20 protein-coding genes are annotated in these 23,391 nt (G+C 45.1%); 15 read left to right on the top strand and 5 right to left on the bottom strand.

What is annotated here, in order from left to right:
- Nucleotides 1-10 precede the first annotated feature (10 nt).
- The 3 genes from GXP75_RS17955 to GXP75_RS17945 all read left to right on the top strand — a co-directional run bounded on the left by GXP75_RS17955 (nucleotide 11) and on the right by GXP75_RS17945 (nucleotide 3,067).
- Entirely contained in the window at nucleotides 11-898 is an 888-nt protein-coding gene (locus tag GXP75_RS17955) for a carbohydrate ABC transporter permease (protein ID WP_214916869.1), read from the top strand.
- 9 nt (nucleotides 899-907) lie between these two features.
- Nucleotides 908-2,254, top strand: a complete 1,347-nt coding sequence (locus GXP75_RS17950; RefSeq protein WP_242557463.1) for a family 4 glycosyl hydrolase — start codon at nucleotides 908-910, stop codon at nucleotides 2,252-2,254.
- 117 nt (nucleotides 2,255-2,371) lie between these two features.
- Nucleotides 2,372-3,067: a DUF421 domain-containing protein gene (locus GXP75_RS17945; RefSeq protein WP_214916873.1), complete on the top strand. Its 696-nt coding sequence runs from the start codon at nucleotides 2,372-2,374 to the stop codon at nucleotides 3,065-3,067.
- A gap of 79 nt (nucleotides 3,068-3,146) precedes the next feature.
- Here the strand turns inward: GXP75_RS17945 and hmoA are convergent, their stop codons facing one another.
- Together hmoA and GXP75_RS17935 are read right to left on the bottom strand one after the other, a co-directional pair.
- Nucleotides 3,147-3,470, bottom strand: coding sequence for a heme-degrading oxygenase HmoA (gene hmoA, locus GXP75_RS17940; protein WP_088116707.1), 324 nt, complete (start codon nucleotides 3,468-3,470; stop codon nucleotides 3,147-3,149).
- A 104-nt stretch (nucleotides 3,471-3,574) separates the two neighbouring features.
- Nucleotides 3,575-3,937 carry a VOC family protein gene (locus GXP75_RS17935; RefSeq protein WP_003328377.1) on the bottom strand — a complete coding sequence of 121 codons (363 nt, stop codon included), beginning with the start codon at nucleotides 3,935-3,937 and terminating at the stop codon, nucleotides 3,575-3,577.
- 213 nt (nucleotides 3,938-4,150) lie between these two features.
- Here GXP75_RS17935 and GXP75_RS17930 point away from each other — a divergent pair, with 213 nt between their 5' ends.
- The 4 genes from GXP75_RS17930 (at nucleotide 4,151) to GXP75_RS17915 (ending at nucleotide 6,526) form a co-directional block, all read left to right on the top strand.
- A complete protein-coding gene (locus tag GXP75_RS17930; protein ID WP_242557462.1) occupies nucleotides 4,151-5,020 on the top strand; it encodes an STAS domain-containing protein in 870 nt (289 codons plus the stop codon).
- 229 nt (nucleotides 5,021-5,249) lie between these two features.
- Nucleotides 5,250-5,426 (top strand): YezD family protein, encoded by a 177-nt coding sequence (locus GXP75_RS17925; protein ID WP_064505214.1) that lies wholly within the window; start codon nucleotides 5,250-5,252, stop codon nucleotides 5,424-5,426.
- 146 nt (nucleotides 5,427-5,572) lie between these two features.
- Nucleotides 5,573-5,776: a hypothetical protein gene (locus GXP75_RS17920; RefSeq protein WP_242557461.1), complete on the top strand. Its 204-nt coding sequence runs from the start codon at nucleotides 5,573-5,575 to the stop codon at nucleotides 5,774-5,776.
- A 105-nt stretch (nucleotides 5,777-5,881) separates the two neighbouring features.
- The gene (locus tag GXP75_RS17915) at nucleotides 5,882-6,526 is read left to right on the top strand and encodes a Bax inhibitor-1/YccA family protein (protein WP_010787895.1); all 645 of its coding nucleotides are present in this window, start codon (nucleotides 5,882-5,884) and stop codon (nucleotides 6,524-6,526) included.
- A gap of 190 nt (nucleotides 6,527-6,716) precedes the next feature.
- On the opposite strand, the gene GXP75_RS17910 is transcribed toward GXP75_RS17915, so the two are convergent.
- Nucleotides 6,717-7,787, bottom strand: a complete 1,071-nt coding sequence (locus GXP75_RS17910) for a DUF3900 domain-containing protein (RefSeq protein WP_214916880.1) — start codon at nucleotides 7,785-7,787, stop codon at nucleotides 6,717-6,719.
- A 171-nt stretch (nucleotides 7,788-7,958) separates the two neighbouring features.
- Here GXP75_RS17910 and GXP75_RS17905 point away from each other — a divergent pair, with 171 nt between their 5' ends.
- The 7 genes from GXP75_RS17905 to GXP75_RS17875 all read left to right on the top strand — a co-directional run bounded on the left by GXP75_RS17905 (nucleotide 7,959) and on the right by GXP75_RS17875 (nucleotide 18,794).
- Complete coding sequence (locus GXP75_RS17905) at nucleotides 7,959-11,144, top strand: bifunctional cytochrome P450/NADPH--P450 reductase (RefSeq protein ID WP_242557460.1); 3,186 nt, start codon at nucleotides 7,959-7,961, stop codon at nucleotides 11,142-11,144.
- 661 nt (nucleotides 11,145-11,805) lie between these two features.
- The gene (gene ltaS, locus GXP75_RS17900; RefSeq protein WP_242557459.1) at nucleotides 11,806-13,728 is read left to right on the top strand and encodes a lipoteichoic acid synthase; all 1,923 of its coding nucleotides are present in this window, start codon (nucleotides 11,806-11,808) and stop codon (nucleotides 13,726-13,728) included.
- Nucleotides 13,729-13,977: 249 nt separating this feature from the next.
- The gene (locus GXP75_RS17895) at nucleotides 13,978-14,742 is read left to right on the top strand and encodes a glucose-1-phosphate cytidylyltransferase (RefSeq protein WP_242557458.1); all 765 of its coding nucleotides are present in this window, start codon (nucleotides 13,978-13,980) and stop codon (nucleotides 14,740-14,742) included.
- A gap of 6 nt (nucleotides 14,743-14,748) precedes the next feature.
- Nucleotides 14,749-15,717, top strand: a complete 969-nt coding sequence (locus GXP75_RS17890; RefSeq protein WP_242557457.1) for a GDP-mannose 4,6-dehydratase — start codon at nucleotides 14,749-14,751, stop codon at nucleotides 15,715-15,717.
- 24 nt (nucleotides 15,718-15,741) lie between these two features.
- Nucleotides 15,742-16,653 carry a putative nucleotide-diphospho-sugar transferase gene (locus GXP75_RS17885; protein WP_242557456.1) on the top strand — a complete coding sequence of 304 codons (912 nt, stop codon included), beginning with the start codon at nucleotides 15,742-15,744 and terminating at the stop codon, nucleotides 16,651-16,653.
- A 27-nt stretch (nucleotides 16,654-16,680) separates the two neighbouring features.
- A complete protein-coding gene (locus GXP75_RS17880) occupies nucleotides 16,681-17,844 on the top strand; it encodes a glycosyltransferase family 2 protein (RefSeq protein ID WP_242557573.1) in 1,164 nt (387 codons plus the stop codon).
- A 14-nt stretch (nucleotides 17,845-17,858) separates the two neighbouring features.
- On the top strand, nucleotides 17,859-18,794 hold the full coding sequence (locus tag GXP75_RS17875; RefSeq protein ID WP_106045946.1) for a putative nucleotide-diphospho-sugar transferase: 936 nt from the start codon (nucleotides 17,859-17,861) through the stop codon (nucleotides 18,792-18,794).
- A gap of 43 nt (nucleotides 18,795-18,837) precedes the next feature.
- Here GXP75_RS17875 and GXP75_RS17870 read toward each other — a convergent pair whose 3' ends face one another.
- Entirely contained in the window at nucleotides 18,838-20,070 is a 1,233-nt protein-coding gene (locus GXP75_RS17870; protein WP_242557455.1) for an MFS transporter, read from the bottom strand.
- 119 nt (nucleotides 20,071-20,189) lie between these two features.
- Nucleotides 20,190-21,575 carry a branched-chain amino acid transporter BcaP gene (gene bcaP, locus GXP75_RS17865; protein ID WP_242557454.1) on the bottom strand — a complete coding sequence of 462 codons (1,386 nt, stop codon included), beginning with the start codon at nucleotides 21,573-21,575 and terminating at the stop codon, nucleotides 20,190-20,192.
- A gap of 256 nt (nucleotides 21,576-21,831) precedes the next feature.
- Between bcaP and yfmT the strand changes: the two genes are divergently transcribed.
- Nucleotides 21,832-23,289 carry a benzaldehyde dehydrogenase gene (gene yfmT / locus GXP75_RS17860; RefSeq protein WP_242557453.1) on the top strand — a complete coding sequence of 486 codons (1,458 nt, stop codon included), beginning with the start codon at nucleotides 21,832-21,834 and terminating at the stop codon, nucleotides 23,287-23,289.
- Nucleotides 23,290-23,391: the final 102 nt, after the last annotated feature.

Here is a 23,391-nt window from a genome sequence, read left to right as displayed (position 1 = left end):
GGGATTTCGCGTGGCTGATATCCAATCAAAGCACAATACAAAGGCCGGACGGGTGTTTGACGTATGCAATATTCTTTTTCTGGGCGGCGTCGGAGCCATCACGATTTTGCCTTTTTTGTATATTATCGCGGGCTCATTTGCAACTGAAGCGGAGCTTGCGCAGCGGAGTTTTTTTATTTTTCCGAAAACCTTTACGCTGGATGCGTATCGGTACGTGTTTTCAACGCCGACATTTATCAGAAGCATGGGCGTGTCAATCTTCATCACGATTGTCGGAACAGCGGTTCAATTGTTTTTCACCTTCACGATGGCTTATCCGCTTGCCAAACGGCATGTAAAGGGACGAAACCTTTTATTAAATCTCGTCATTTTTTCGATGCTGTTTTCCGGCGGAATGATTCCGACATACATTGTGGTGAAATCGCTCGGACTGCTTGATTCCTATTGGGCCCTGATTTTGCCGATGGCGATTAATCCATTTAACCTGATCATTATTAAGAACTTCTTTCAGCAGCTTCCGCGTGAGCTTGAAGAATCTGCGAAAATTGACGGCTGTTCAGAAATCGGCGTCTTTTGGCGGATTGCGCTCCCGCTTTCAAAACCGGTCATCGCGACCTTTGCGCTGTTTTACGCAGTCGGAATTTGGAATGATTTCTTCCACGCGCTCTTATATATCAATGACAGTGCAAAATGGCCGCTGCAAATGGTTCTCCGCCAAGTGACGATTTTGTCGGACTTAACGGCGGCAAACGGTGATATGGTGCAAAACACGGTGCCGCCGGAGCAAGGCATTAAGCTTGCCGTCATTGTCATTGCCACGATACCGATTTTAGCGGTTTATCCATTTTTGCAAAAGCATTTCGCAAAAGGAATACTAATAGGCTCTGTGAAAGGCTGACGAAAAGGAGTGTTCAATATCGAAACGGTAAAACAGATAAAAATCGCTTATATCGGCGGCGGTTCCAAAGGGTGGGCCAGAAGCTTGATGAGCGATCTGGCTCTTGATGAACGCATGTCAGGCATGGTTGCCCTGTATGATCTTGATTTTGAAGCGGCTCTGCAAAATGAAGCGATCGGCAATCTCAGCGGAAACGGAAAATGGAGATATGAAGCCGTTTCTTCTTTGAAAAAAGCATTATCAGGAGCGGATGTGACCGTCATCTCAATCCTGCCGGGACCGTTAGACCATATGGAAATGGATGTCCATTTGCCCGAACAGTTCGGCATTTATCAATCAGTGGGTGACACAGTCGGACCGGGCGGAATCATTAGAGGTCTGCGGGCTGCGCCGATGTTTGCGGATATCGCCTGTGCGATCAGAGACTATGCCCCGGACTCATGGGTCATGAATTATACAAACCCGATGTCTGTCTGTACGAGGATGCTGTATAAAGTGTTTCCCGATATTAAGGCATTCGGCTGCTGTCATGAGGTATTCGGCACACAAAAGCTGCTTTGTGAAATGGTAAAAGAAAGACTGGGATTGGATGTGAAACAGCGGGAAGATATCAAAGTCAATGTGCTCGGCATTAACCACTTTACATGGGTGACGGAAGCCTCGTTCCGTCACATTGATTTGGTTCCCGCTTTTCAAGAGTTTGCGGCGCAATACGCCGAGACGGGGTATGAATCCTCGGGGGAGAGCTGGCGGGACAGCGTATTTCATTCCGCTCACCGTGTGGCCTTTCATTTATTTGAAACGTACGGCGCGATCCCGGCCGCGGGCGACCGCCATCTTGCGGAATTTTTCCCCACCTTTTATTTGAAAGATCCGGAGAAATGGAAGTTTCATCTGACCTCCGTCGGCTATCGGAAACAAGAATCGGTAAGGAGAAAAAAAGAAACCGCCCATATGATAAAACAAAAACAAGGTCCCGCGCTGAAAGCATCGGGTGAAGAAGGAGTCAATATAATTGCGGCCTTGCTGGGACTGGGTGATCTGATGACAAATGTGAACCTCCCCAATGAAGGCCAGGCAGCCAATCTGCCTATGAGGGCAATTGTGGAAACGAACGCGTATATCACCCGCAACAGGGTGCAGCCGATCTTTTCAGGAACATTGCCGAAGCGTTTGGAAATGCTGGCAAACAGGCACATATCAAATCAGGAGGCGGTGGCGGAAGCCGGTTTCACTCAGGATGACAGTCTTGCTTTTCAAGCATTCATCAACGATCCTCTCATCACGCTAGACCGAGCAGATGCCGAGCGTCTCTTTCGTGAAATGCTGTCCTGCAATCAAATAGGGGCACGATAACAAGCAGCCTGCATATAAGGGCTGTTTTTTCTTACGGTGAAATCTTGATAACGCAGTATATAAAAGGTTTGATTGACAATAATGGTAGTGACTTTGAAGAAGTAGGTGCTAATGTATATGGAACATTATCTGGCAGTGGCGGTTGAACTGATTTGCGGACTTGGTATATTATTTCTCATTTTAAAATGTTTGGGAAAAACACAATTCTCACAAATTACTCCGTTTGACTTCATATCTGCCTTAATATTGGGGGAATTGGTCGGAAACGCGGTGTACGATCATGAAGTTAGGATAAAAGAGATTATTTTTTCCTCTCTATTATGGGGGCTGCTGATCTATATCATAGAATTTATCACTCAAAAGCTGAAAGGAACGAGAAAGTTTTTAGAGGGCGAACCGAATATTGTAATTCAAAAAGGGATATTAAAATATGAAGTGCTGAAGAAGAATAAGCTGGACATCAATCAATTGCAAAGCCTTTTAAGACAGCAGGGCTGCTTTTCTATTAAGGAGGCGGAATACGCGATACTAGAAACCAACGGGATGATCAGTGTCCTGCTGAAATCCAAATATGACACTCCGAAAATGCAGGATGTAGAGCTGACGCCAAAACAGGTTTATCTGCCGATTACACTTATTCTTGATGGCGAAGTCGTATATGATAATCTCCAAGAGGCGGGAGTGGATGAAGAATGGCTGAAACAAGAGCTGGCGTCCCAGGGAGTAAATGAATGCAAGGAGGTGCTGTTTGCAGAATGGCATGCAGGCCAGCCGCTGTTTTTCATCAAGTATGACAGCGGATCAGATGAATGATAAAAAAAGTGCTTTTGCGTAATGAAGTGCCTCAAAATTTTAACATTTGAGGGTCACTTCATAACCGCGAGGCTCTTTTTTATTCTTGAATACCTTTTTTCACAGCTTTTACATGATACATACTGACTTCCGTGCCGAGCATATAATCAGGCTGGGCTTTGCCTTTGTTTGCTTTATGGGCGGCAATGTGTGCGTCGCTCTTCTCCCACTGCTTCCAATGGTCCTCTGATTCCCAGCGAATCATCACGACTACCTCTTCATCTCCGCGGCGGACTCTTTTCTCAAGAACCGTTACGTCAATTAAGCCTTCCTGTTTTTCAATGATGCCTTCCGCGCTGAACCGTTCGATCACTTTATCCGCGTGGCCTTCTTTTACCGTCATTTTTCTTAATTGTACAAACATGTGCACCTCTCCAATCAATATGTCTCTTCTTTCATATTAAATGATAATGATTATCAAAGTCAAAGAATAAAGATAGCAGATTTAATCCTGAATCTGCCTTCACGTTATCCCTTCAATAAAAACTCGTTGCCGTCCTCATCCTTAAATTGAACAAACGTGCCCCAATGCATCTCATTAGGCTCACTTAAAAATTCCACACCGTTCGTTTTCATTTTTTCATAGGTGCCAAATAAGTCTTCACATTCAAACACGATGGATGCTTTCATATGCTCCGAGCCCTGCATCATGGACTTTGGATAGATGACCAAACGTGTTTGCGCTCCGCTTGGCGCGACTTCAAGCCAGCTGGCATCCGGACCCATCGGACGTTCCGCGGTTACCTCGAACCCCGCTTTTTCTGTCCAAAAAAGTTTCGCTTTTTGTTGATCTTCTGCATATACGGCTACCGTGGCGATCTGTTTAATCATAGGGGGAAACCTCCATTTACGATAAGATAGCTCTATTTTATCCTGCTATCATGAAAAATAACATTAAAATACATATGCTGTTAAAAGAGATCCAGCCTGCTGTGTCTCGCGGCTTTTTGACGATGAAGAGAAATCACACCTTTTTCTCTATTCCCCGGCTACTAAACAATTTATAATAGAGAGGCTTCCATCATAAAAAAGGAGACCCGTAGCGTGAATAAAGATCAATTATTATATGAATATATTATAGAGCACTCAAGCGATATTACCGAAAAATGGTTCAGTCTGAGATACGAATTGAAAGGAGAATTTTATTCCTCCGATCAGTTAAGCGCAGAGATGAAAAAACTTTTGGCGGAACAGCACACCCTTACAAATAAAACGATCGCAAGCTCATTTTTGGAAGATCAAAACGTCTTTGAAGAAAACGTGTCAGAATGGGCAGTGACTGTGGCGAAAAATAGGGTGGAACAAGACGCGAAAATTCATGAGGTTGTGGAAGCGATCTCAAACTCAAGAGTGACATTTTGGGACGCGGTTATTCAGTTCAGCAAAGAACAAGAAAACATGGTGACAAATGAGGATATCCATCGCTGGAACCGGATTGTAAACCAAGCGTTTGATAAGCTAATCACCGAGTTTTGCAAGCAATATCAAAAATTTATGCTGCTTCGATTGACTTCCCAGCAGGAATTAATTGGCGAATTAGGCTGCCCGGTGATTTCAATTGCAGATGAAATCGGCATATTGCCGCTCATCGGTTCAATTGATACAAGGCGCGCGCAGGTGATGTTAGAATCGGTGCCCGCAAAGTGTATTAAACTGCAAATCACCAGCCTTGTCATAGATTTATCCGGTGTTCCGATTGTGGACACAATGGTTGCTAGGCAATTATTCAACCTGTCTCAAACGCTGTACTTGTTAGGAGTCAAAGCTGTGTTTTCCGGCATTCGTCCGGATGTGGCGCAAACTTCAATCCAGTTGGGGCTTGATTTTGATGATTACGAAACGTACGGCTCCCTGAAGCAGGCTTTGGCTCGCATGGGTGTCCAATGTATTATTGAAGAGAACATTCAGCCATAACATCAGCTCCCGCCTTTATAGCGGGGGCTTTTTTTAATTGATAACAAATATGAAAGAGTGAATTTTCGATATTTCAGAAATATACAAAAGTTATTGATTTATTGAATAAAAGGTAATATTATAATGTTATATTTCCTATAGGATTAGTAAGGATTGTATTTGGTAATCCAAGTGTATTCGTGATGAAAAGACTCCAGCGCTTGAAAAGAGTAAAGGGGGGAGAATGTCATTGACTTCCAAAGCAACCGTTGATCCAGAGGTGCTCAAAAAAATTATCAGTGCGCTAGAAACATTAGATTTTGGAACCGTGCAAATCACCGTCCACAATTCACAAGTCACCCAAATTGATAAAGTTGAAAAATACCGCTTTTCACTGCAAAGCAAGGAACCCAAATCTAAACCTTAAAACAGCCTGTAAAACCAATGTTAGGAGACATCGATTATGCAAACCACACCATATCCGCATCATTCACTGGCCGAAAGAAATCACCTGAATTTTCCTGAAGCACGTTTCTCCATTGGTGCCGCAATCAATATGGATTAAATAAAGGGGTGCTGAATACGATTGATAATTGGTTTTACGATTCGGGCATCATCAATATCGCCAGCCGCCGGATTCATGTATTGGCTTTTTTGGAATTTGCAAAAGCTTCCGGAATGAAATCTGACAAACACAAATTTATGAAATTCGGAAACGGCGGACTGGCCAGAAAGCTTTCTAAATTTATGGAGTCACAGGAAAAAGTCTGTTCCTAATCCCTAAAATGAAAAATTACCTTAAAATCCTCTTGCGTATATACAAATTCTCCTAAATTTTTATATAATAGAATTTTAATATCAATTTCTGGGAGGATTTTTGACATGCAAGCTACGGTTCATGAAAATAAGCATTCTATCATGCAGCGCATCCTAACGGTCTTTGTTTTCACTTTGCTGGTCGCGACCATCGGGCTTTGTGCCGGCCAATTTGTGCCTGCGGCCTTGATGCTGCCCCTGTCCATCGTGGAAGTGGGGATGATTATCGCGGCGTTTTGGCTGCGGAGAAAAAAAGCGGTGGGATATGCGTTTGTTTATGCGTTTGCCTTTATCTCCGGGATTACCCTTTTTCCGGTCGTCAGCTACTACGCTTCAACCGCCGGAGCTTATGTTGTTCTTGAAGCATTCGGTTCAACATTTTTGATTTTTGCGGTTCTCGGAACAATCGGAGCGAAAATGAAGAAAGATCTTTCGTTTTTGGCCTCATTCCTTTTGGTTGCGCTGATCGCATTAATCGCGGTAGGCATTTTCAGCATCTTCAGCCCGCTGAATTCAGCTGCCATGCTGGCATATTCTGTGATCGGAACGATTGTGTTTTCACTCTACATTTTATATGATTTGAATCAAATCAAGCATCGGCATATCACGGAAGACTTAATTCCGGTTATGGCTTTGTCACTGTATCTTGATTTTATTAACCTGTTTATTAATTTGCTGCGCTTCTTCGGAATTTTGAGCAGTGATGATTAAATGAATTAGGCGCCTATCCATGTAATGGGCGCTTTTTTATTGTTATTAACACCATGATTTTCTCTTGAAGCGGATCTGTAATCATCCTGAGGCAGCTTGGGACGGAGACGCTGATTGGTGAATGTTATGCTTTGTTAAAGGAAGCCTGCTAATCTAAAAAAGTCCAGAAAAATAGATTCTGGACTTTTTGTCATTCCTGTTCTGTTTTCTGGCGTATTCGCTCAATCACCTCATGCAGCCCCTCAGGCTTATGAAACTCAACAGGTGAACTTCCCTTCTCAAAAGAAATCGTATCGGCTTCAACAAGAACAACATATCTGCCATTCACCTTTGCAAGATGAATAGAATCCCCAAAGTCAGCAAGCATTCCCTTAATCTCGGTTTCTCCGACTTTCATCTTCAGCCCGGCTTCAGGTGTGTGCTCGATGATTTGCGCGGAGGCTTCGATCACTTGGTGGGTGTCGAGCCGTTCTTGGATTTCCCGCTTTTCGCTCGCTTCCCAGATTTCAATGTCTTGCTCGAACTGCTGAAGCTCTTCGCTGTTTTCTTCATATGTTTCATATACATGCTCCTGGACCATGTTCATGACTTGCGATTTCATGATTTCCGGCATGGATTCTCCATACTCAACAAACTTCAAAAAATCCTCGAAGTAGCGGGCGTGTGACGCCTGGTGGATTTTCAGCTCGCCTTCTTCGACCATTCCTTCCTCTGGCATGAATGGATATTGAATGCTTTTCATGTTTTTCGTCGTGATCGCCATTTCGACTTTTTTAATGAGGGAAGACGTGTCTGATATGCGGGCGACCTTTGGCTCAAAATCACATTTCATAATGAAGACGAAGGAATCGTCAAAGTATTTGCGCGGCACTGCGGAAGCAACTAAGAAAACGCCGCCGCGAACAGCACTCGTATCAAGATACGTGCTGACGAATTGCTCGCCCAGCTCGTTAAAATCCTCTTTTGTTTCCGCCAGGCGTGCGCGGTTGAACATGTTGTAGTTCGGATTGGAATCAAGCTCATGCCCCGGTTCGACGATAAAATGGCCGATTTTGGTTGGCACCTGCTCGGACTGGGGGTGGCGTTCTGCTTTCCGTTTGACGATTTTTTTCAGCTCGCCGTCGAGAAAATCCTTCAGCTCGCTTTCTTCAAATTCTTCGGTGTTCAGCGTCTGGAAGTGCTTAAATGTCTTATTCGCCTGCTCGTCCTTGCCTTCCACCTGTATGACATAAAAGGATAAAAACTTGATTTCAAACTCCATATGAACTCACCTTATTTGCGTATTTTACAGCTTCTCAAGTATAGAAAAAACAGTGATCATACGTCAATTGGAGAGTGGAGGGATGTTTGTCACACAAAACGGATAATTGCTGCCTTTAAAGGGCATTGTAGTTTAGAGATAGAAGGCATCGAATGCAGAAAGGATGTTTTTATGAAGAAAACAAGCCCGATTCCTCAGCCGAAAACGTTTGGGCCGCTCGGCAATCTTCCTTTAATTGATAAAGACAGGCCGACTCTGTCGCTTAGCAAATTGGCGGATGAGTATGGCCCCATTTTTCAATTGAATACGCCTGCGGGCACCACGATCATTGTTTCTGGCCATGAGTTAGTAGAAGAGATTTGCGATGAGTCCCGCTTTGATAAAAGCATTGAAGGCGCTTTAGAAAAAGTCCGTGCTTTTTCCGGAGACGGATTATTTACAAGCTGGACGCATGAGCCTAACTGGAGAAAAGCGCACAATATTCTAATGCCGACTTTCAGCCAGCGGGCCATGAAAGAGTATCACTCCATGATGGTCGATATCGCCGTCCAGCTGATTCAAAAATGGGCCAGGCTTAACCCTAACGAAGCAGTTGATGTGCCGGGAGATATGACTCGGCTTACATTGGACACGATTGGTTTGTGCGGGTTTAACTATCGTTTTAACAGCTACTATAGAGAAACGCCCCATCCGTTTATTAACAGTATGGTTCGCGCGCTTGATGAAGCCATGCATCAAATGCAGCGGCTGGATTTTCAAGACAAACTTATGGTCAGGACAAAACGCCAATTCCACCATGATATTCAAAACATGTTTTCTTTAGTAGACAGTATTATTGCTGAACGCAAGGCAGATGGAGATCAAGACGAAAAGGATTTGCTTGCCCGTATGCTGAATGTGGAAGACCCGGAAACAGGGGAGAAATTGGATGATGAAAATATTCGTTTTCAAATCATTACATTTTTAATTGCGGGGCATGAAACAACGAGCGGTTTATTGTCCTTTGCGATTTACTTTTTATTGAAAAACCCCGATAAAATGAAAAAAGCGTATGAAGAGGTCGATCAGGTGTTAACGGGTCCAACTCCTACATACAAACAAGTGCTGCAGCTTTCATATATCCGGATGATTTTAAACGAATCATTACGTTTATGGCCCACAGCTCCGGCTTTTAGCCTTTATGCAAAAGAAGACACAGTGATTGGAGGAAAATATCCGATCACGACAAAAGATAGAATTTCCGTTCTGATTCCTCAGCTTCACCGTGACAAAGAGGCTTGGGGAGAGAACGCGGAAGAATTCCATCCTGAGCGGTTTGAAAATCCGGATCAAGTGCCGCATCATGCCTACAAACCGTTTGGGAATGGACAGCGGGCATGTATCGGCATGCAGTTTGCCCTTCATGAGGCGACTCTCGTGCTGGGGATGATTCTCCAATATTTTAAATTAATTGATCATACAAATTATGAACTGGACATCAAACAAACGTTAACACTTAAACCGGGTGATTTTAAAATCCGGGTTCAATCCCGAAATCAGGAGGACATGAATTCAGCTGTTCTGACATCTGATGAAAAAGCCCCGGATGATCAAAAGGAGAAACAGGAAACAAAGAGCGCTTCAATCGTAGGTGTCAATAATCGTCCTTTGCTTGTCCTTTACGGCTCTGACACGGGGACCGCAGAGGGTGTGGCGCGGGAACTCGCGGATACGGCCAGTATGCACGGTGTCCGGACTGAGGTAGCGGCTCTTAATGATCAGATTGGCAAATTGCCGAGAGAAGGAGCCGTTCTGATCGTCACCTCCTCTTATAATGGTAAGCCGCCAAGCAATGCGGGACAATTCGTACAATGGCTTGAAGAAATCAAACCAGGTGAGCTTACAGGTGTTCAATATGCTGTGTTTGGGTGCGGAGATCATAACTGGGCCAGTACGTACCAGGATGTCCCGCGATATATTGATGAGCAGCTTGCCCAAAAAGGGGCAGCACGGTTCTCAGCACGAGGCGAGGGCGATGTAAGCGGTGATTTTGAGGGACAGCTTGACCAATGGAAACAAACCATGTGGTCGGACGCGATGAACACATTCGGGCTGAAGCTCAACGAAAATGCGGAGAAGGAACGAAGTACACTAAGCCTTGAGTTTGTCAGGGGGCTTGGCGGATCTCCTTTGGCCCGGTCGTATGAAGCCGTTCACGCAGCCGTTACGGAAAATCGCGAACTTCAGTCTGCGGACAGCGATCGAAGCACCCGGCATATTGAAATCGCTTTACCGCCGGGAGTGACGTATCAGGAAGGAGACCACCTTGGCGTGCTGCCAAGTAACAGTCAGGAAAAAGTCAATCGAATTCTCCGAAGATTTGGCTTGAAAGGAAATGATCAAGTCACACTGACTGCAAGCGGACGCAGCGCAGCCCATCTGCCTTTGGACCGGCCTGTCAGTTTACATGATCTTCTTAGCTACAGTGTTGATGTACAAGAAGCAGCGACCAGGGCACAAATACGGGAGCTCGCGGCATTTACAGTCTGCCCGCCGCATAAACGTGAATTGGAAGATTTGGCAGAAGAGGGTGTCTACCAGGAGAAAATATTGCAGAAACGCATTTCCATGCTGGATCTTCTCGAAAAGTACGAGGCATGTGAAATGCCGTTTGAACGGTTTTTGGAGCTTTTACGTCCGCTTAAACCGCGATATTATTCCATTTCAAGTTCTCCGCGGGTGAATCCGGAACAAGCTGCCATTACCGTCGGCGTGGTCCGAAGTCCTGCTTGGAGCGGGCATGGCGAATATCGCGGAGTAGCTTCGAATTACTTGGCGGACCGTAAGCCGGGAGATGATATTGACATGTTTGTTCGAACACCGGAATCTCGGTTCCAGCTTCCGGAAGATCCCGAAAAACCGATCATCATGGTCGGCCCGGGGACCGGTGTCGCCCCATTTCGCGGTTTCTTGCAGGCGCGCGCGGCATTGAAGCAGGAGGGGAAAACGCTGGGCGAGGCTCACTTGTATTTCGGATGCAGAAACGATAACGATTTTATCTATCGGGGCGAGCTTGAGGCATATGAAAAAGAAGGAATTGTAACGCTCCATACGGCTTTCTCCCGAAAAGAGGGCATTCCAAAAACGTATGTACAGCACTTAATGGCGGAGAATGCCGAGGAATTAATTTCTATCCTTGACCAGGGAGGACGCCTTTACGTATGCGGCGACGGCAGTAAAATGGCGCCGGATGTAGAGGCGACGCTGCAAAAAGCGTATCAGTCCGTACATGGAGTGGAAGAGCAGGAAGCACAAAAATGGCTGGGACATCTGCAAACAAACGGTATGTATGCGAAAGATGTCTGGGCTGGAATTTAAAAAGCATTCATATGAGGACTGGAGGTATCCAGTCCTCAGCTTGTAGAGAAAACGATGTTTTTTCTACAAGCTTTTTTGTTTTGTGCTGTTTCATCTAGATATTGATCGGATTTCAGATACAGAAAAAGAGCTCCCACATACCTAGCCTTGCTTGGTTTTTCTTTTTTGTAAAATGGAGAAATACCTTTGTTTGCAGAGGCGGAAAAAAGCGTTCACCTATTCTGCTGCATCATAGAAGCGTACTTGATGTTTATCTTTTGATTCTCAAAAAAAGTGATCATCCGGAAGGTTCATGCATACAATAACCACAGTCCGCCAGAAGGCGTCTGTCCGTATGCCCATTTTTCGTTTTTGCTAGTTTATGTTATTCTTATATTTATATCTGTTTCCTTCTTGGATAGGTAAAGGGGTATCAGACCCCACAGCACTGGGTTTTGCAAGTTTTTTTCTTTTTTTTGAAACGGAAAGAAGAGTTCTTTCGTCTAGTGTTTGGTGTTGAAATAGCTGTTATAAAAATGGTATGGTACAAACCGTAAATAGGATCGGCATGTTTATTTGTTGTGTGATGCCTTGATTTTGTTAGGAAAGAAGGAATTGGATTAAAGAATAAAGATAAACATTCAAAAGAAGATTATAAGTGTTTAAGAAAGTAGAGGTTGACATGAAGAAACTTTTTTCTTACAAACTTAGCTTTTTTGTGCTGGCTGTTATTCTGTTTTGGGCAAAAACGTATTTATCTTATCAGACAGAATTCAACCTTGGAGTAAAGGGCACAACACAGGAAATTCTATTATTGATTAACCCGTTCTCAAGCGCCATCGTCTTTTTAGGACTGGCTTTGTTTGCGAAAGGGCGTAAATCGGCCATTATTATGCTGATTATTGATTTTGTGATGACATTCATCTTATATGCAAATATCCTATTCTATCGTTTCTTTGATGACTTCTTGACGTTCCCGAACATTAAGCAGTCAGGCAACGTCGGAAACATGGGAGACGGGATTTTCAGCATTATGGCCGCTCATGATATTTTCTATTTTGTCGATTTTATCATTTTGATTGCCGTACTGATCTGGAGACCTGAACTGAAGGGCTACAAGATGAAAAAACGCTTTACATCGTTAGTGATTGTAGCGGGTATCGCGTTGTTCTTCATCAACTTGGCTGTCGCTGAAAAGGATCGCCCGCAGCTGTTGACAAGAACGTTTGACCGCAATTATATCGTAAAATACCTGGGTCTATACAATTACACGATTTATGACGGTGTGCAGACCGCACAAACGGAATCGCAAAGAGCTTACGCAAGCAGCGATGATTTGACAAGCGTCGAGAACTATACGACGTCTCATTACGCAAAACCAAATGCAGAGTACTTTGGCGCTGCAAAAGGCAAAAACATTATTAAGATTCACTTAGAAAGTTTCCAATCGTTCCTGATCGATTATAAGCTGAACGGTGAAGAAGTCACGCCGTTTTTAAATAAGCTTGCGCACGGCGGAGATAACATGACTTATTTCGATAACTTCTTCCACCAGACAGGCCAGGGAAAAACAGCGGATGCCGAGCTGATCATGGATAACAGTATTTTCGGCCTTCCTGAAGGTTCGGCCTTTGTGACAAAAGGTGAAAATACGTATCAATCGCTGCCTGCGATATTAGATCAGAAAGAAGGCTACACAAGCGCTGTTTTACACGGTGATTACAAGTCCTTCTGGAATCGCGACCAGATTTATAAACATATCGGTTATGATAACTTCTTTGATGCAAGCACCTATGACATGTCAGATGAAAATGTCGTCAATATGGGGCTGAAGGATAAGCCGTTCTTTACGGAATCCACATCGAAACTTAAATCGATGCAGCAGCCGTTCTACGCGCATTTAATCACGCTGACAAACCATTATCCGTTCAACTTGGATGAAAAAGATGCGACGATTGATAAAGCAACGACCGGCGATAACACGGTTGATAGTTATTTCCAAACAGCCCGTTATCTTGATGAAGCGCTCGAGCAATTCTTTAAAGAGCTGAAAGAATCCGGTCTCTATGATAACTCTGTCGTGATGCTCTACGGAGACCATAACGGCATATCTGAAAACCATAACCGTGCAATGAAAGAAATTCTCGGAAAAGAGATTACGTCTTATCAAAACACGCAGAACCAGCGTGTGCCTCTTATGATTCATGTTCCCGGCAAAAAAGGCGGAGTGAATCATACGTACGGCGGTGAGATCGATGTTATGCCGACACTGCTTCATTTGCAAGGCATTGATTCTGAGAACTATATCAATTTCGGTACAGATCTATTCTCTAAAGAACATGATGATACCGTAACGTTTAGAAACGGTGACTTCGTGACGCCGAAGTATACGTCCGTCGATAATATCATCTATGATACGAAGACAGGGAAAGAACTAGAAGCGAATGAAGAAACAAAGAACCTGAAAACGAGAGTGACACAGCAGCTGAAACTTTCAGACAGTGTTCTTTACAAAGACTTGCTGAGATTCCATAAGCTAAGTGATTTTAAAGCGGTTGATCCGTCTGACTATCATTACGGCAAGGAACAGGAAACAAGCAAATAATAGGTAAAAGAGCCTTAAGCGGCAGCATCATATCCGCTTAAGGCTTTTTTTTTGTGGTTTTTAACCAACTTGAAAAAATAGATTCTAATTGGTCACAAAGCGCTCCGTTCTCTCATATCATTACAGTAGAATTTGAAACCGAGATGGAGATTCGGACAAATTATCGAGGACGTTTACCTTGATAGATTGTGAGGACTGTTATGTTTCGAAAGGTTTCGATTTCAATTTTCATAGAGATGAGGGGTAGAGATGAAAGCGGTCATTCTCTGCGGCGGAAAAGGAACGAGAATGAGTGAGATCACTAATGAGCTTCCTAAGCCGCTCGCCATGATAGGCGGCAAACCGATTCTATGGCATATTATGAAACTCTATCAGTACTATGGAGTGAACGAATTCATTCTGCTTTTAGGCTACAAAGGAGAGAAAATTAAGGAATATTTTTTAGATTACGATTGGAAGCACCACAGCATGACGCTGGATAGCTCGACAGGAGAGGTGCGGATGCTTGGGGAGCCTGAAACGTGGAAAATTACGTTTTTGGAAACAGGAGAGGATACGCTGACGGCGGGACGGATTTTGCAGGCAAAAGAGTACATTGGCGATGAAACCTTTATGCTGACGTACGGGGACGGACTTGCCAATATTAATCTGTTCCATCTGATCAGCTATCATCAAACAAAAGGCGCGGCTGCGACGGTTACAGGCATTGATAGAACGACGCAATTCGGCACCTTGACCGTTGACGGGGGAATGGCGAAAACATTTTCTGAAAAGACATCCAGCGACGGGATCATTAATGGCGGATTCTTTGTGCTGAGTCCTAAAGTGTTTGATTATCTGCCCGAAGACCGGGATGTCATGTTCGAAGATGAACCGCTCCGGAATCTGGTGAAGGACGGTGAGCTTGCGGTTTATCGCCATCACGGTTTTTGGACGGCGATTGATACGTATAAGAACCTTTTGGAAGTCAATAAGATGTGGGATCAAGGACAACATGTATGGAAGGTATGGTGATTTGCGTTGAGCTTTTGGAAAAATAAAAATGTATTTGTCACAGGGTGTACAGGTCTTTTGGGAAGTTATCTGGTAAAAGAGCTTGTCGATCAGGGAGCCAATGTGACGGGGCTTATCCGTGATGCTGTGCCGAAGTCCAACCTTTACCAAGGAGAGTACGTTCAAAAAATAAATATCGTGCAAGGCGCACTTGAGGATCTGCCTGTGATTGAACGCGCACTTGGGGAGTATGAAATCGACACGGTTTTCCACCTCGCCGCGCAAGCCATTGTCGGGGTCGCAAACCGCAATCCAATTTCAACCTTTGAAGCGAATATTCTCGGTACATGGAATATTCTTGAGGCCTGCAGAAAGCATCCGTTAATCAAGCGTGTCATCGTCGCCTCCAGTGATAAAGCGTACGGAGATCAAGAAAACCTCCCGTATGACGAAAATATGCCGCTCCAAGGAAACCATCCGTATGATGTCTCAAAAAGCTGTGCGGATCTGATCAGCCACACGTATTTTCACACATACGGTCTTCCGGTCTGTATCACACGCTGCGGAAACCTGTATGGCGGCGGTGATTTGAACTTTAACCGCATCATTCCGCAAACTATTCAGCTTGTGCTGAACGGCGAAGCGCCGGAAATCCGCAGTGACGGCACCTTTGTCCGCGATTATTTTTATATTGAGGATGCTGTACAGGCATATCTCCTTCTTGCGGAAAAAATGGAGGAGAACAATCTGGCGGGTGAAGCTTTTAACTTCAGCAATGAAATCCAATTGACGGTGCTTGAACTTGTGGAGAAAATTCTGAAGGCCATGAACAGCAATCTGAAGCCTAACGTACTGAACCGAGGCAGCAACGAAATCAAGCACCAATATTTATCCGCTGAAAAAGCGAGAAAGCTGCTGAACTGGACACCTGCCTACACGATTGATGAAGGACTTGAAAAAACAATTAAATGGTACACCGAATTCTTTAAAAAGTAGCACGTATGGAGGTGAGAAAAAAACATGGCCAGCGCGTATTGTACCGTTTTATCAAAAGGAAGATTGTATCAGGCTGTCGCGTTATTCGGTTCCTTGGAGAGGGTCCAAGAGAGCTGCTCCATTTTTACTCTTTGTATGGATGATGACACTTATCGGGTCCTGCAAAAAATGAATCTGAAGCATGTCACGCTTGTTCCGGTCACGGCGCTTGAAAATGACGCCCTGCTGAAACTGAAGGACACGAGGGACAAAAGCGAGTACTGCTGGACACTGAAGCCGATTTTTCTTCAAGCCGTGCTCAACAGCAATCCTCACTTAGAACGAGTAACGTATATTGACGCTGATTTGTGTTTTTACTCTGATCCGAGCCGCATTTTTGAGAATCAGCCCGACTGTTCTGTTTTACTCTCTCGCGGCGACATTGTGATCCCCTCGTTTGAACAAGAGCAGATTGACATGCTCCAGCGTCTGTTAGGCCGGTATAATTCGGGTTTTCTAAGCTTCAAAAATGATCAAGCGGGCAATGACTGCCTGAAGTGGTGGATGGAGCGATGTCTTGAGGAGTGTAAGAACGCGCCGGGTGAAGGGAAGTTCGGAGACCAAGGCTACTTGGACTATATGCCGGATCTGTTTCCGAATGTTTGCGACATTACGACACCGGGTGTAAATATCGGCCACTGGAATTACGGGAAGCATACCCTTTCGCAGCAGGATGGACGAATTCTCTTGGATGACGGGAATCCGTTGATTTTTTACCATTTCAGCGGGTATCGGATCGTCAGTATTGACGAAATCAAACAAATTCATGAAACAACCCGGACGGATCTGCCCTTTGTGCATGAGCTGTATCAAAAGATGCTGCCGCATGTCATCCGTACGGTGGAAAAGATTGATCCTGTTTTCAACGGCTTTGCATCAAAAGACGATAACAAATAAACGAATCAAATACAGGAAGTGAACAAAGTGAAGGCAAGCGTTATTATTCCTGCATATAATTCAAAAGAACGGCTCTACAACAGCCTGCTGACGTTAAATGAACAGGAGTGCGAGGAAGAATTTGAAGTCATTGTGGCGGATAATGGCTCTGAGGACGGGACGCTTTCCATGCTCGAATCCTTCAAAGCGGAATTTCCGTTGATCTTTGTACGGATTGAACAGAACAGAGGAATTGCGTACGGACGAAATCAGGCGGTCCGCAATGCAAGAGGAGAGATTCTGATTTTTCATGACAGCGATATGCTTGCCGAAAAACATCTTGTGGCAAAGCATATTAAAGCCCATGAAAACGAAGAGAATCTTGTCGTGTGCGGTTTGTTCTGGAAAAGGATCTACAGCTTTTATTATGATCGCTTTGAAAAGGAACATAAGGAGCGTCTCGCAAAGATTTATGAAGATATGCCGGCCAAAAATAAACAGGCGCTGTTAACTGAAAAAGAGGTGAAGGACGGAAGCTTCCAGAAGAAAAGCTTTGATCTGGATACCGATTTTATTGACGCGCTGAAGAGCATTTTAGACGAGTATGGAGATGACTTGGCGGGCTACCATCTGCCTTGGCGGTTTTTTATTACGAATAACTCGTCAGTCAAACGCCGCCACGTGGCCGATATCGGTTTGTTTGATGAAGGCATTGTGAGGTACGGCTTTGAAGATTATGACCTTGGCATCCGGCTTCATCAAGCGGGGCTTTCTTTTAAGCTGCGGCGCGACATCATGAGCGTCCATCAGGAGCACCCGAGCAATTGCGCCTCTGTGGATGATATCAGAACAAACATTGCCTATATGTGTGACAAGTACAACAATATCCATTCGCTTGGCGTGCATCTCGCCTTTAACGGGCCATTTAACGCCTCCTTAACAAACGGCATTATGGAGGATATCACCAAGCTGCTGGAATATGAAAAATATGAAGAGCTGCTGAACCTGTTCCTTGAGCTGCTCCATGTAGTGAAGGATCGCAATCTCGATCCAGACTGGCGGCAGAAAAGCCCGAGGGTGACAGCGAAAAGCTTTGATTTGCAGCACATAAAAAAGCTTCTTGTTAAAGCGGAAAAGAAATTGGGCGTGCATGACTTTGCCAATGCGCTATATGCGCTGATCGCTGATTTATTATTCGTGGATCTTAGATAAATGGATGTGGTATGGTGAGTAAATTTCATTTTACAACGATCGTTTCAAGAACCCATATTTTTAAGCTGATGCCGATGATTCATTCTCTCCATGAGCATTGCAGCGACTTTCACTTGCATGTGCTGTGCATCGACCAGGAAGCGTATCAATTGCTTCGTCACGTGCCATGGGAGCATGTCACGCTTACGCAGCTGCATGAAATGGAGGACCCAGATCTGTTAGAGGCAAAGGGCAACAGGACGTTTCACGAATACTGCTGGACGCTGAAACCCGCTTTCTTATTTTACGTGATGAATAAGCGGCGTGACGCGGAGTACTTTGCCCACATGGATACGGATCTGTATTTCTTTTCTGATCCGGGGCAAATATTTGCTGAAAATCCAGAGGCCTCTCTGTTTTTGACTGACCATCGCAATTCTGAACGGTTTATGTCATATTATGAGCGGACGGGGCAATTCAACACCGGATTTGTAGGCAGCAGAAATGTGAAAGAGGCTTATGAAGCGGTGTGGCAGTGGAGACAGGATTGCATCGCTCATTGTACAGTGGACATGGACGAGGAGCGAAAGACGTACGGCGACCAAAGGTATGTCGAAAAGTGGCCACGGCAGTTCAAAAATGTCCATGTGGTAACATCCATCGGTGCTAACGCAGCACTGTGGAATATAGAAAATTATAAGGTGACGCTGGAGAATGATAACGTGTATCTCAATGGAACACCGCTGATGTTTTACCATTTCTCAGGATTCACTCTTATTACGGAAAAGGAGTTTAACCTGTGCTGGTATTACCATATTGACGATAAAGCGGTGATTGATTTTATTTATCTCCCCTATACCTTAAACCTGGCAAGATGGATAGAAGAAATACAGCGTGCGTTTCCGAATTTTAAAGCCGGATTTATTCCGAAATACGCGGTTCCGGATACCCACTTTTATAAAATAGAATAACGAAATAAACCCCTGTTCTGTGCGGACAGGGGTTTTTAGATGATCAGTTATGCCATTCTCTCAGCTTTTGATCACTCGGCAGCAGGACAGCCAAAATGCCTAAAATCGGCAGAAAAGCGATGGCAATCATGGTTGGCGTCAGCCCGGCTGAGTCGATAAGAGCTCCCAGCGCGACAGCTCCGATCGCTCCCATTCCGAAGGCGAGTCCGACAGTCAGTCCTGACATCGTGCCGATTTTTCCTGGGACAAGCTCTTGAGCGTAGACAACAGTGACTGAAAAGCTTGACATGAGAATGACTCCGATCAGCGCGAGCACCCCATAGGCAAGGACAGGTCCGGCGAATGGGAGCAGAATCGCAAGCGGCGCTGACACAAGCAGAGAAAAGATAATGACAGTCCGTTTTCCGAAACGGTCTGCAAGCGGGCCTCCGAGAAACGTGCCGACAGCGCCAAACAGGAGAAAAACAAAAATATAGCTTTGCGCCTGCCGGATGCTTACGTGATACGTATCCATCGCATAAAACGTATAGAAGTTGCCGATGGCGCTGACATACCAAGATCGCGCGAAAATAAGAAAAATAATAATGATAAGAGCGACAGTAATTGACTTCGAAATAGACGTGTTTTTCGTCTCTGTTTGCGCTTTTTTAGCCGGCCGCTGCTGCAGGTCGCCGAGCCGCGACGTGTACCATTTGGCGATATAAATTAAAAACAGAACGGCGAGCGCGGCAACAAGCGTAAACCATACGGCGCCAAATTGTCCGAGCGGGACGAGAATCAATGCCGTGATCAGCGGAGCCATCGCCTGCCCGGAGTTTCCTCCGACTTGATAAATTGACTGAGCCAGACCGCGCTTTGAGCCTGCTGCCATGTAGGCGACGCGTGAGCCCTCCGGATGAAAGACGGCGGAGCCCAGGCCGATGAAGAACACACAGCATAAAACGGTCAAAAACGATGGGGCGAAGGCTAGCCCTAAAATGCCCAGCATGCTTGATGTCAGTCCGAGCGGCAGGGCGTACGGCATCGGCCGTTTATCGGCATACCAGCCAATGACGGGCTGCATGACGGATGAGACCATGTTTAAGGTGAACGCAATGATGCCGAGCTGTGTGAACGTCAGGCTCATGGAACGTTCCAAAATAGGAAACATCGCGGGAATCACAGCTTGCAGTGAGTCATTCAGCAAATGGCAGACCCCGATGATAACTAAAATAGAATACACCGTGGTTCCGGATTTTTGGACAGGTTTCTCTTTCAATGGGGCGGCAATAGCCAACAGATTCTCCTCCTAACATATGTAACAAAGAACATACAACATATTATTCATAAGGTGAAGGATTTATCAAGAGGAAAAAAGACTCTTCTTTAGGAAAGCGAAAGAAGAGTCTTTTGTGGTCAGTTGTTTAGCTGGCTGTGTTTTTTTGAATAAAGGAAATAGACGACAGCTCCGACAGCAATCCAGATGACAAACGACAGCCATGTCACGCCGGGAAGGCTGGACGCGAGATAAAGGCATAATCCGGCGCTGATGATGGGAACGACCGGAACAAATGGAACTCTGAAGGAAGCCGTAACGTCAGGATGCTTCTTTCTTAACACAATGACGGCGATCGAGATGACCGTAAATGCAGCGAGCGTCCCCATATTCACAAGGTGGGCGAGCGTCCCCAAATTAATAAACCCTGCGATTCCGGCCGCCACGATGCCTGTCAGCCAAGTGTTTTGAAAAGGCGTTTTAAATGTTGGATGGACTTTTGCGAACAGCGACGGAAGCAGGCCGTCTCTGCTCATGGCGAAAGTTAAACGGACCTGTGCGTAAAGCAAAGCGAGCATAACAGTCGTAATCCCAACGATGGCGCCGACGGAAATGATGCCGGCCAATTGATTCTGTCCGACAAACTTCAGCGCGAAGGACACCGGATCTCCGACATTTAATTGTGTATAAGGCATCATGCCCGTCAGGACGAGCGATACCGCGATATAAAGAATGGTACAGATCGCCAAGGCTCCGATAATGCCGATTGGCATATTTTTTTGCGGATTTTTGACTTCTTCCGAAGCGTTAGATACCGCGTCAAAACCGAGATAAGCAAAGAAAACAGTCGCGGCGCTGGCAATCACGCCGTTTATACCGAACGGCATAAACGGCGACCAGTTGTCCGGCTTCACATAGCCGATTCCGACAATGATAAATAATAAAATAATCGCGATTTTCATAAGCACGATCACGTTGTTAAAGCGTGTGCTTTCTTTGACGCCTCTGCCGACAATCGCAGTGATGATCAAGATAATGACAGCCGCCGGAAGATTGAATACGGCTCCGGGAGAGCTTCCGGGAGCTCCAGTCAATGCTGGCGGAATGTGCAGATGAAAGCCGGCGAGCAGCGATTGAAAGTATGAAGACCAACCAGTTGCAACCGCAGCAAGCGCGATCACATATTCAAGCATTAAATCCCATCCGATTAAAAAGGCGAGCAATTCCCCAAGGGTTGCGTATGAGTACGTATACACACTTCCGGAAACCGGAATAGAAGATGAAAATTCAGCATAGCAAAAGGCTGCAAGCGCACAAGCAAACCCAGCTAAAATAAACGATAAAATAAGAGCGGGCCCCGCGCCTGTAGCGGCTACTGTCCCCGTGATGACAAAGATGCCGGTGCCGATCACACAGCCGATGCCTAACAAAACGAGGTCAAAAGCGCTTAAAGAACGGGGAAGGCTCTTTGATTTGCTTTGGGCGAGCAATGTATCAAGCGGTTTTTTCCGAAATAATGAACCCATGAAGTTCCTCCTGTTAAATACTCATAATATTCTTTCAATTATATACATTGACGGTAGTATTATATTGTTGAAATTTTAGATAGTCAATAAAATATTTTTCCGCTTTAAAAGAATGAAGCATAAAAGCGGTGTGGTATAACAGGATAGTAATTTTTGCTAATAAAATTGAAAATAGAATTGAATTTTTTTAAATAAAACCGATAGAAAAAGTATATTCATCAAATTTCGACAATATCTTGGGTAAGGAGTTGCTGATATGTTTCAATATGAAGAATTAAACAAACAGTTTATTGGGGGAAAATGGCGTGAGGGCGCCGGTTCAAGTCTTCTGGAAGATAAGAACCCGTATACCCAAAAAAATATCACAACATTCCGTAAAGCAAATACGGATGACGTAGATGAAGCATACAAGTCAGCCGCACAAGCAAAGAAAAAATGGGACGCGGTAAATCCATTTGAAAAAAGAACGATTCTTGAAAAAGCCGTGGCCTATATTGAAGAAAATGAAGAAGCCATTATTTATCTGATTATGGAGGAGCTCGGCGGAACAAGGCTGAAAGCCGCGTTCGAAATCGGCCTGGTGAAAAATATCATAAAAGAAGCAGCGACATTTCCGGTGCGCATGGAAGGCAAAATTCTCCCATCCACCATTGACGGCAAAGAAAACAGATTGTATAGAGTGCCTGCCGGTGTGGTCGGCGTCATCAGTCCGTTTAACTTTCCTTTCTTCCTATCTGTGAAATCCGTCGCCCCCGCGCTGGGAGCCGGAAATGGAGTCGTGCTGAAGCCGCATGAAGAAACTCCGATTTGCGGCGGTACTTTGATCGCGAAGATTTTTGAAGCGGCCGGCATTCCTGAAGGGCTTTTGAACGTAGTCGTCACTGATATCGCAGAAATCGGCGACAGTTTTGTGGAGCATCCTGTGCCGCGTATTATCTCGTTTACGGGCTCTACAAAAGTGGGCAGCTATATCGGCCAGCTGGCGATGAAGCATTTCAAAAAACCTTTGCTTGAGCTTGGCGGAAACAGCGCGCTTATCGTGCTTGAGGACGCTGATCTTGAATATGCGGTCAATGCGGCGGTGTTCAGCCGGTTTACGCATCAGGGGCAAATTTGTATGTCCGCAAACCGCATCTTGGTTCATTCTTCTATCCATGACAGATTTCTGGAGATGTATCAGGCGAAAGTGGCGTCACTTAAAGTCGGAGACCCGATGGACCCTGATACGATTATCGGCCCGTTAATCAACAGCAGACAAACTGATGCGTTAATGAAATCTGTTGAAAAAGCGATTGAAGAAGGAGCGGTTCCGGTTACACTCGGCGGATTTGCGGGAACAGTCGTGGAGCCGACGATTTTAAAAGACGTCAAACCTTCCATGAGCATTGCCCATGAAGAATTGTTCGGACCGGTGGTGTCAGTGATGAAGTTTGATTCGGAAGACGAAGCGGTTGATATTGCGAATGATACGCCGTTTGGTTTAAGCGGAGCGGTTCATACGGCCAATGTTGAACGCGGCGTCGCATTTGCGAAACGAATTGAGACCGGAATGATCCACGTCAATGATACGACGATCAACGATGAGCCGAACGTAGCCTTCGGCGGAGAAAAACAATCAGGCCTCGGCCGATTAAACGGCGAATGGAGCCTTGAAGAATTTACAACGATGAAATGGATTTCCGTTCAGCATGAAAAACGCAATTTCCCATACTAAAATAGGAGTGGATAAACTTTGACCATAAACACGGAGAATGACACCCAGGAACTTCTGGAGGCGTTTGTGAAAGTCGCGCCCTATTTAAACAGCCTGATTCAA

Origin of the sequence: Bacillus sp. HU-1818 (genome assembly GCF_022695965.1) — a bacterium.
Lineage (GTDB): Bacteria > Bacillota > Bacilli > Bacillales > Bacillaceae > Bacillus > Bacillus atrophaeus.
This window is presented reverse-complemented; position numbering and strand designations above follow the sequence as displayed.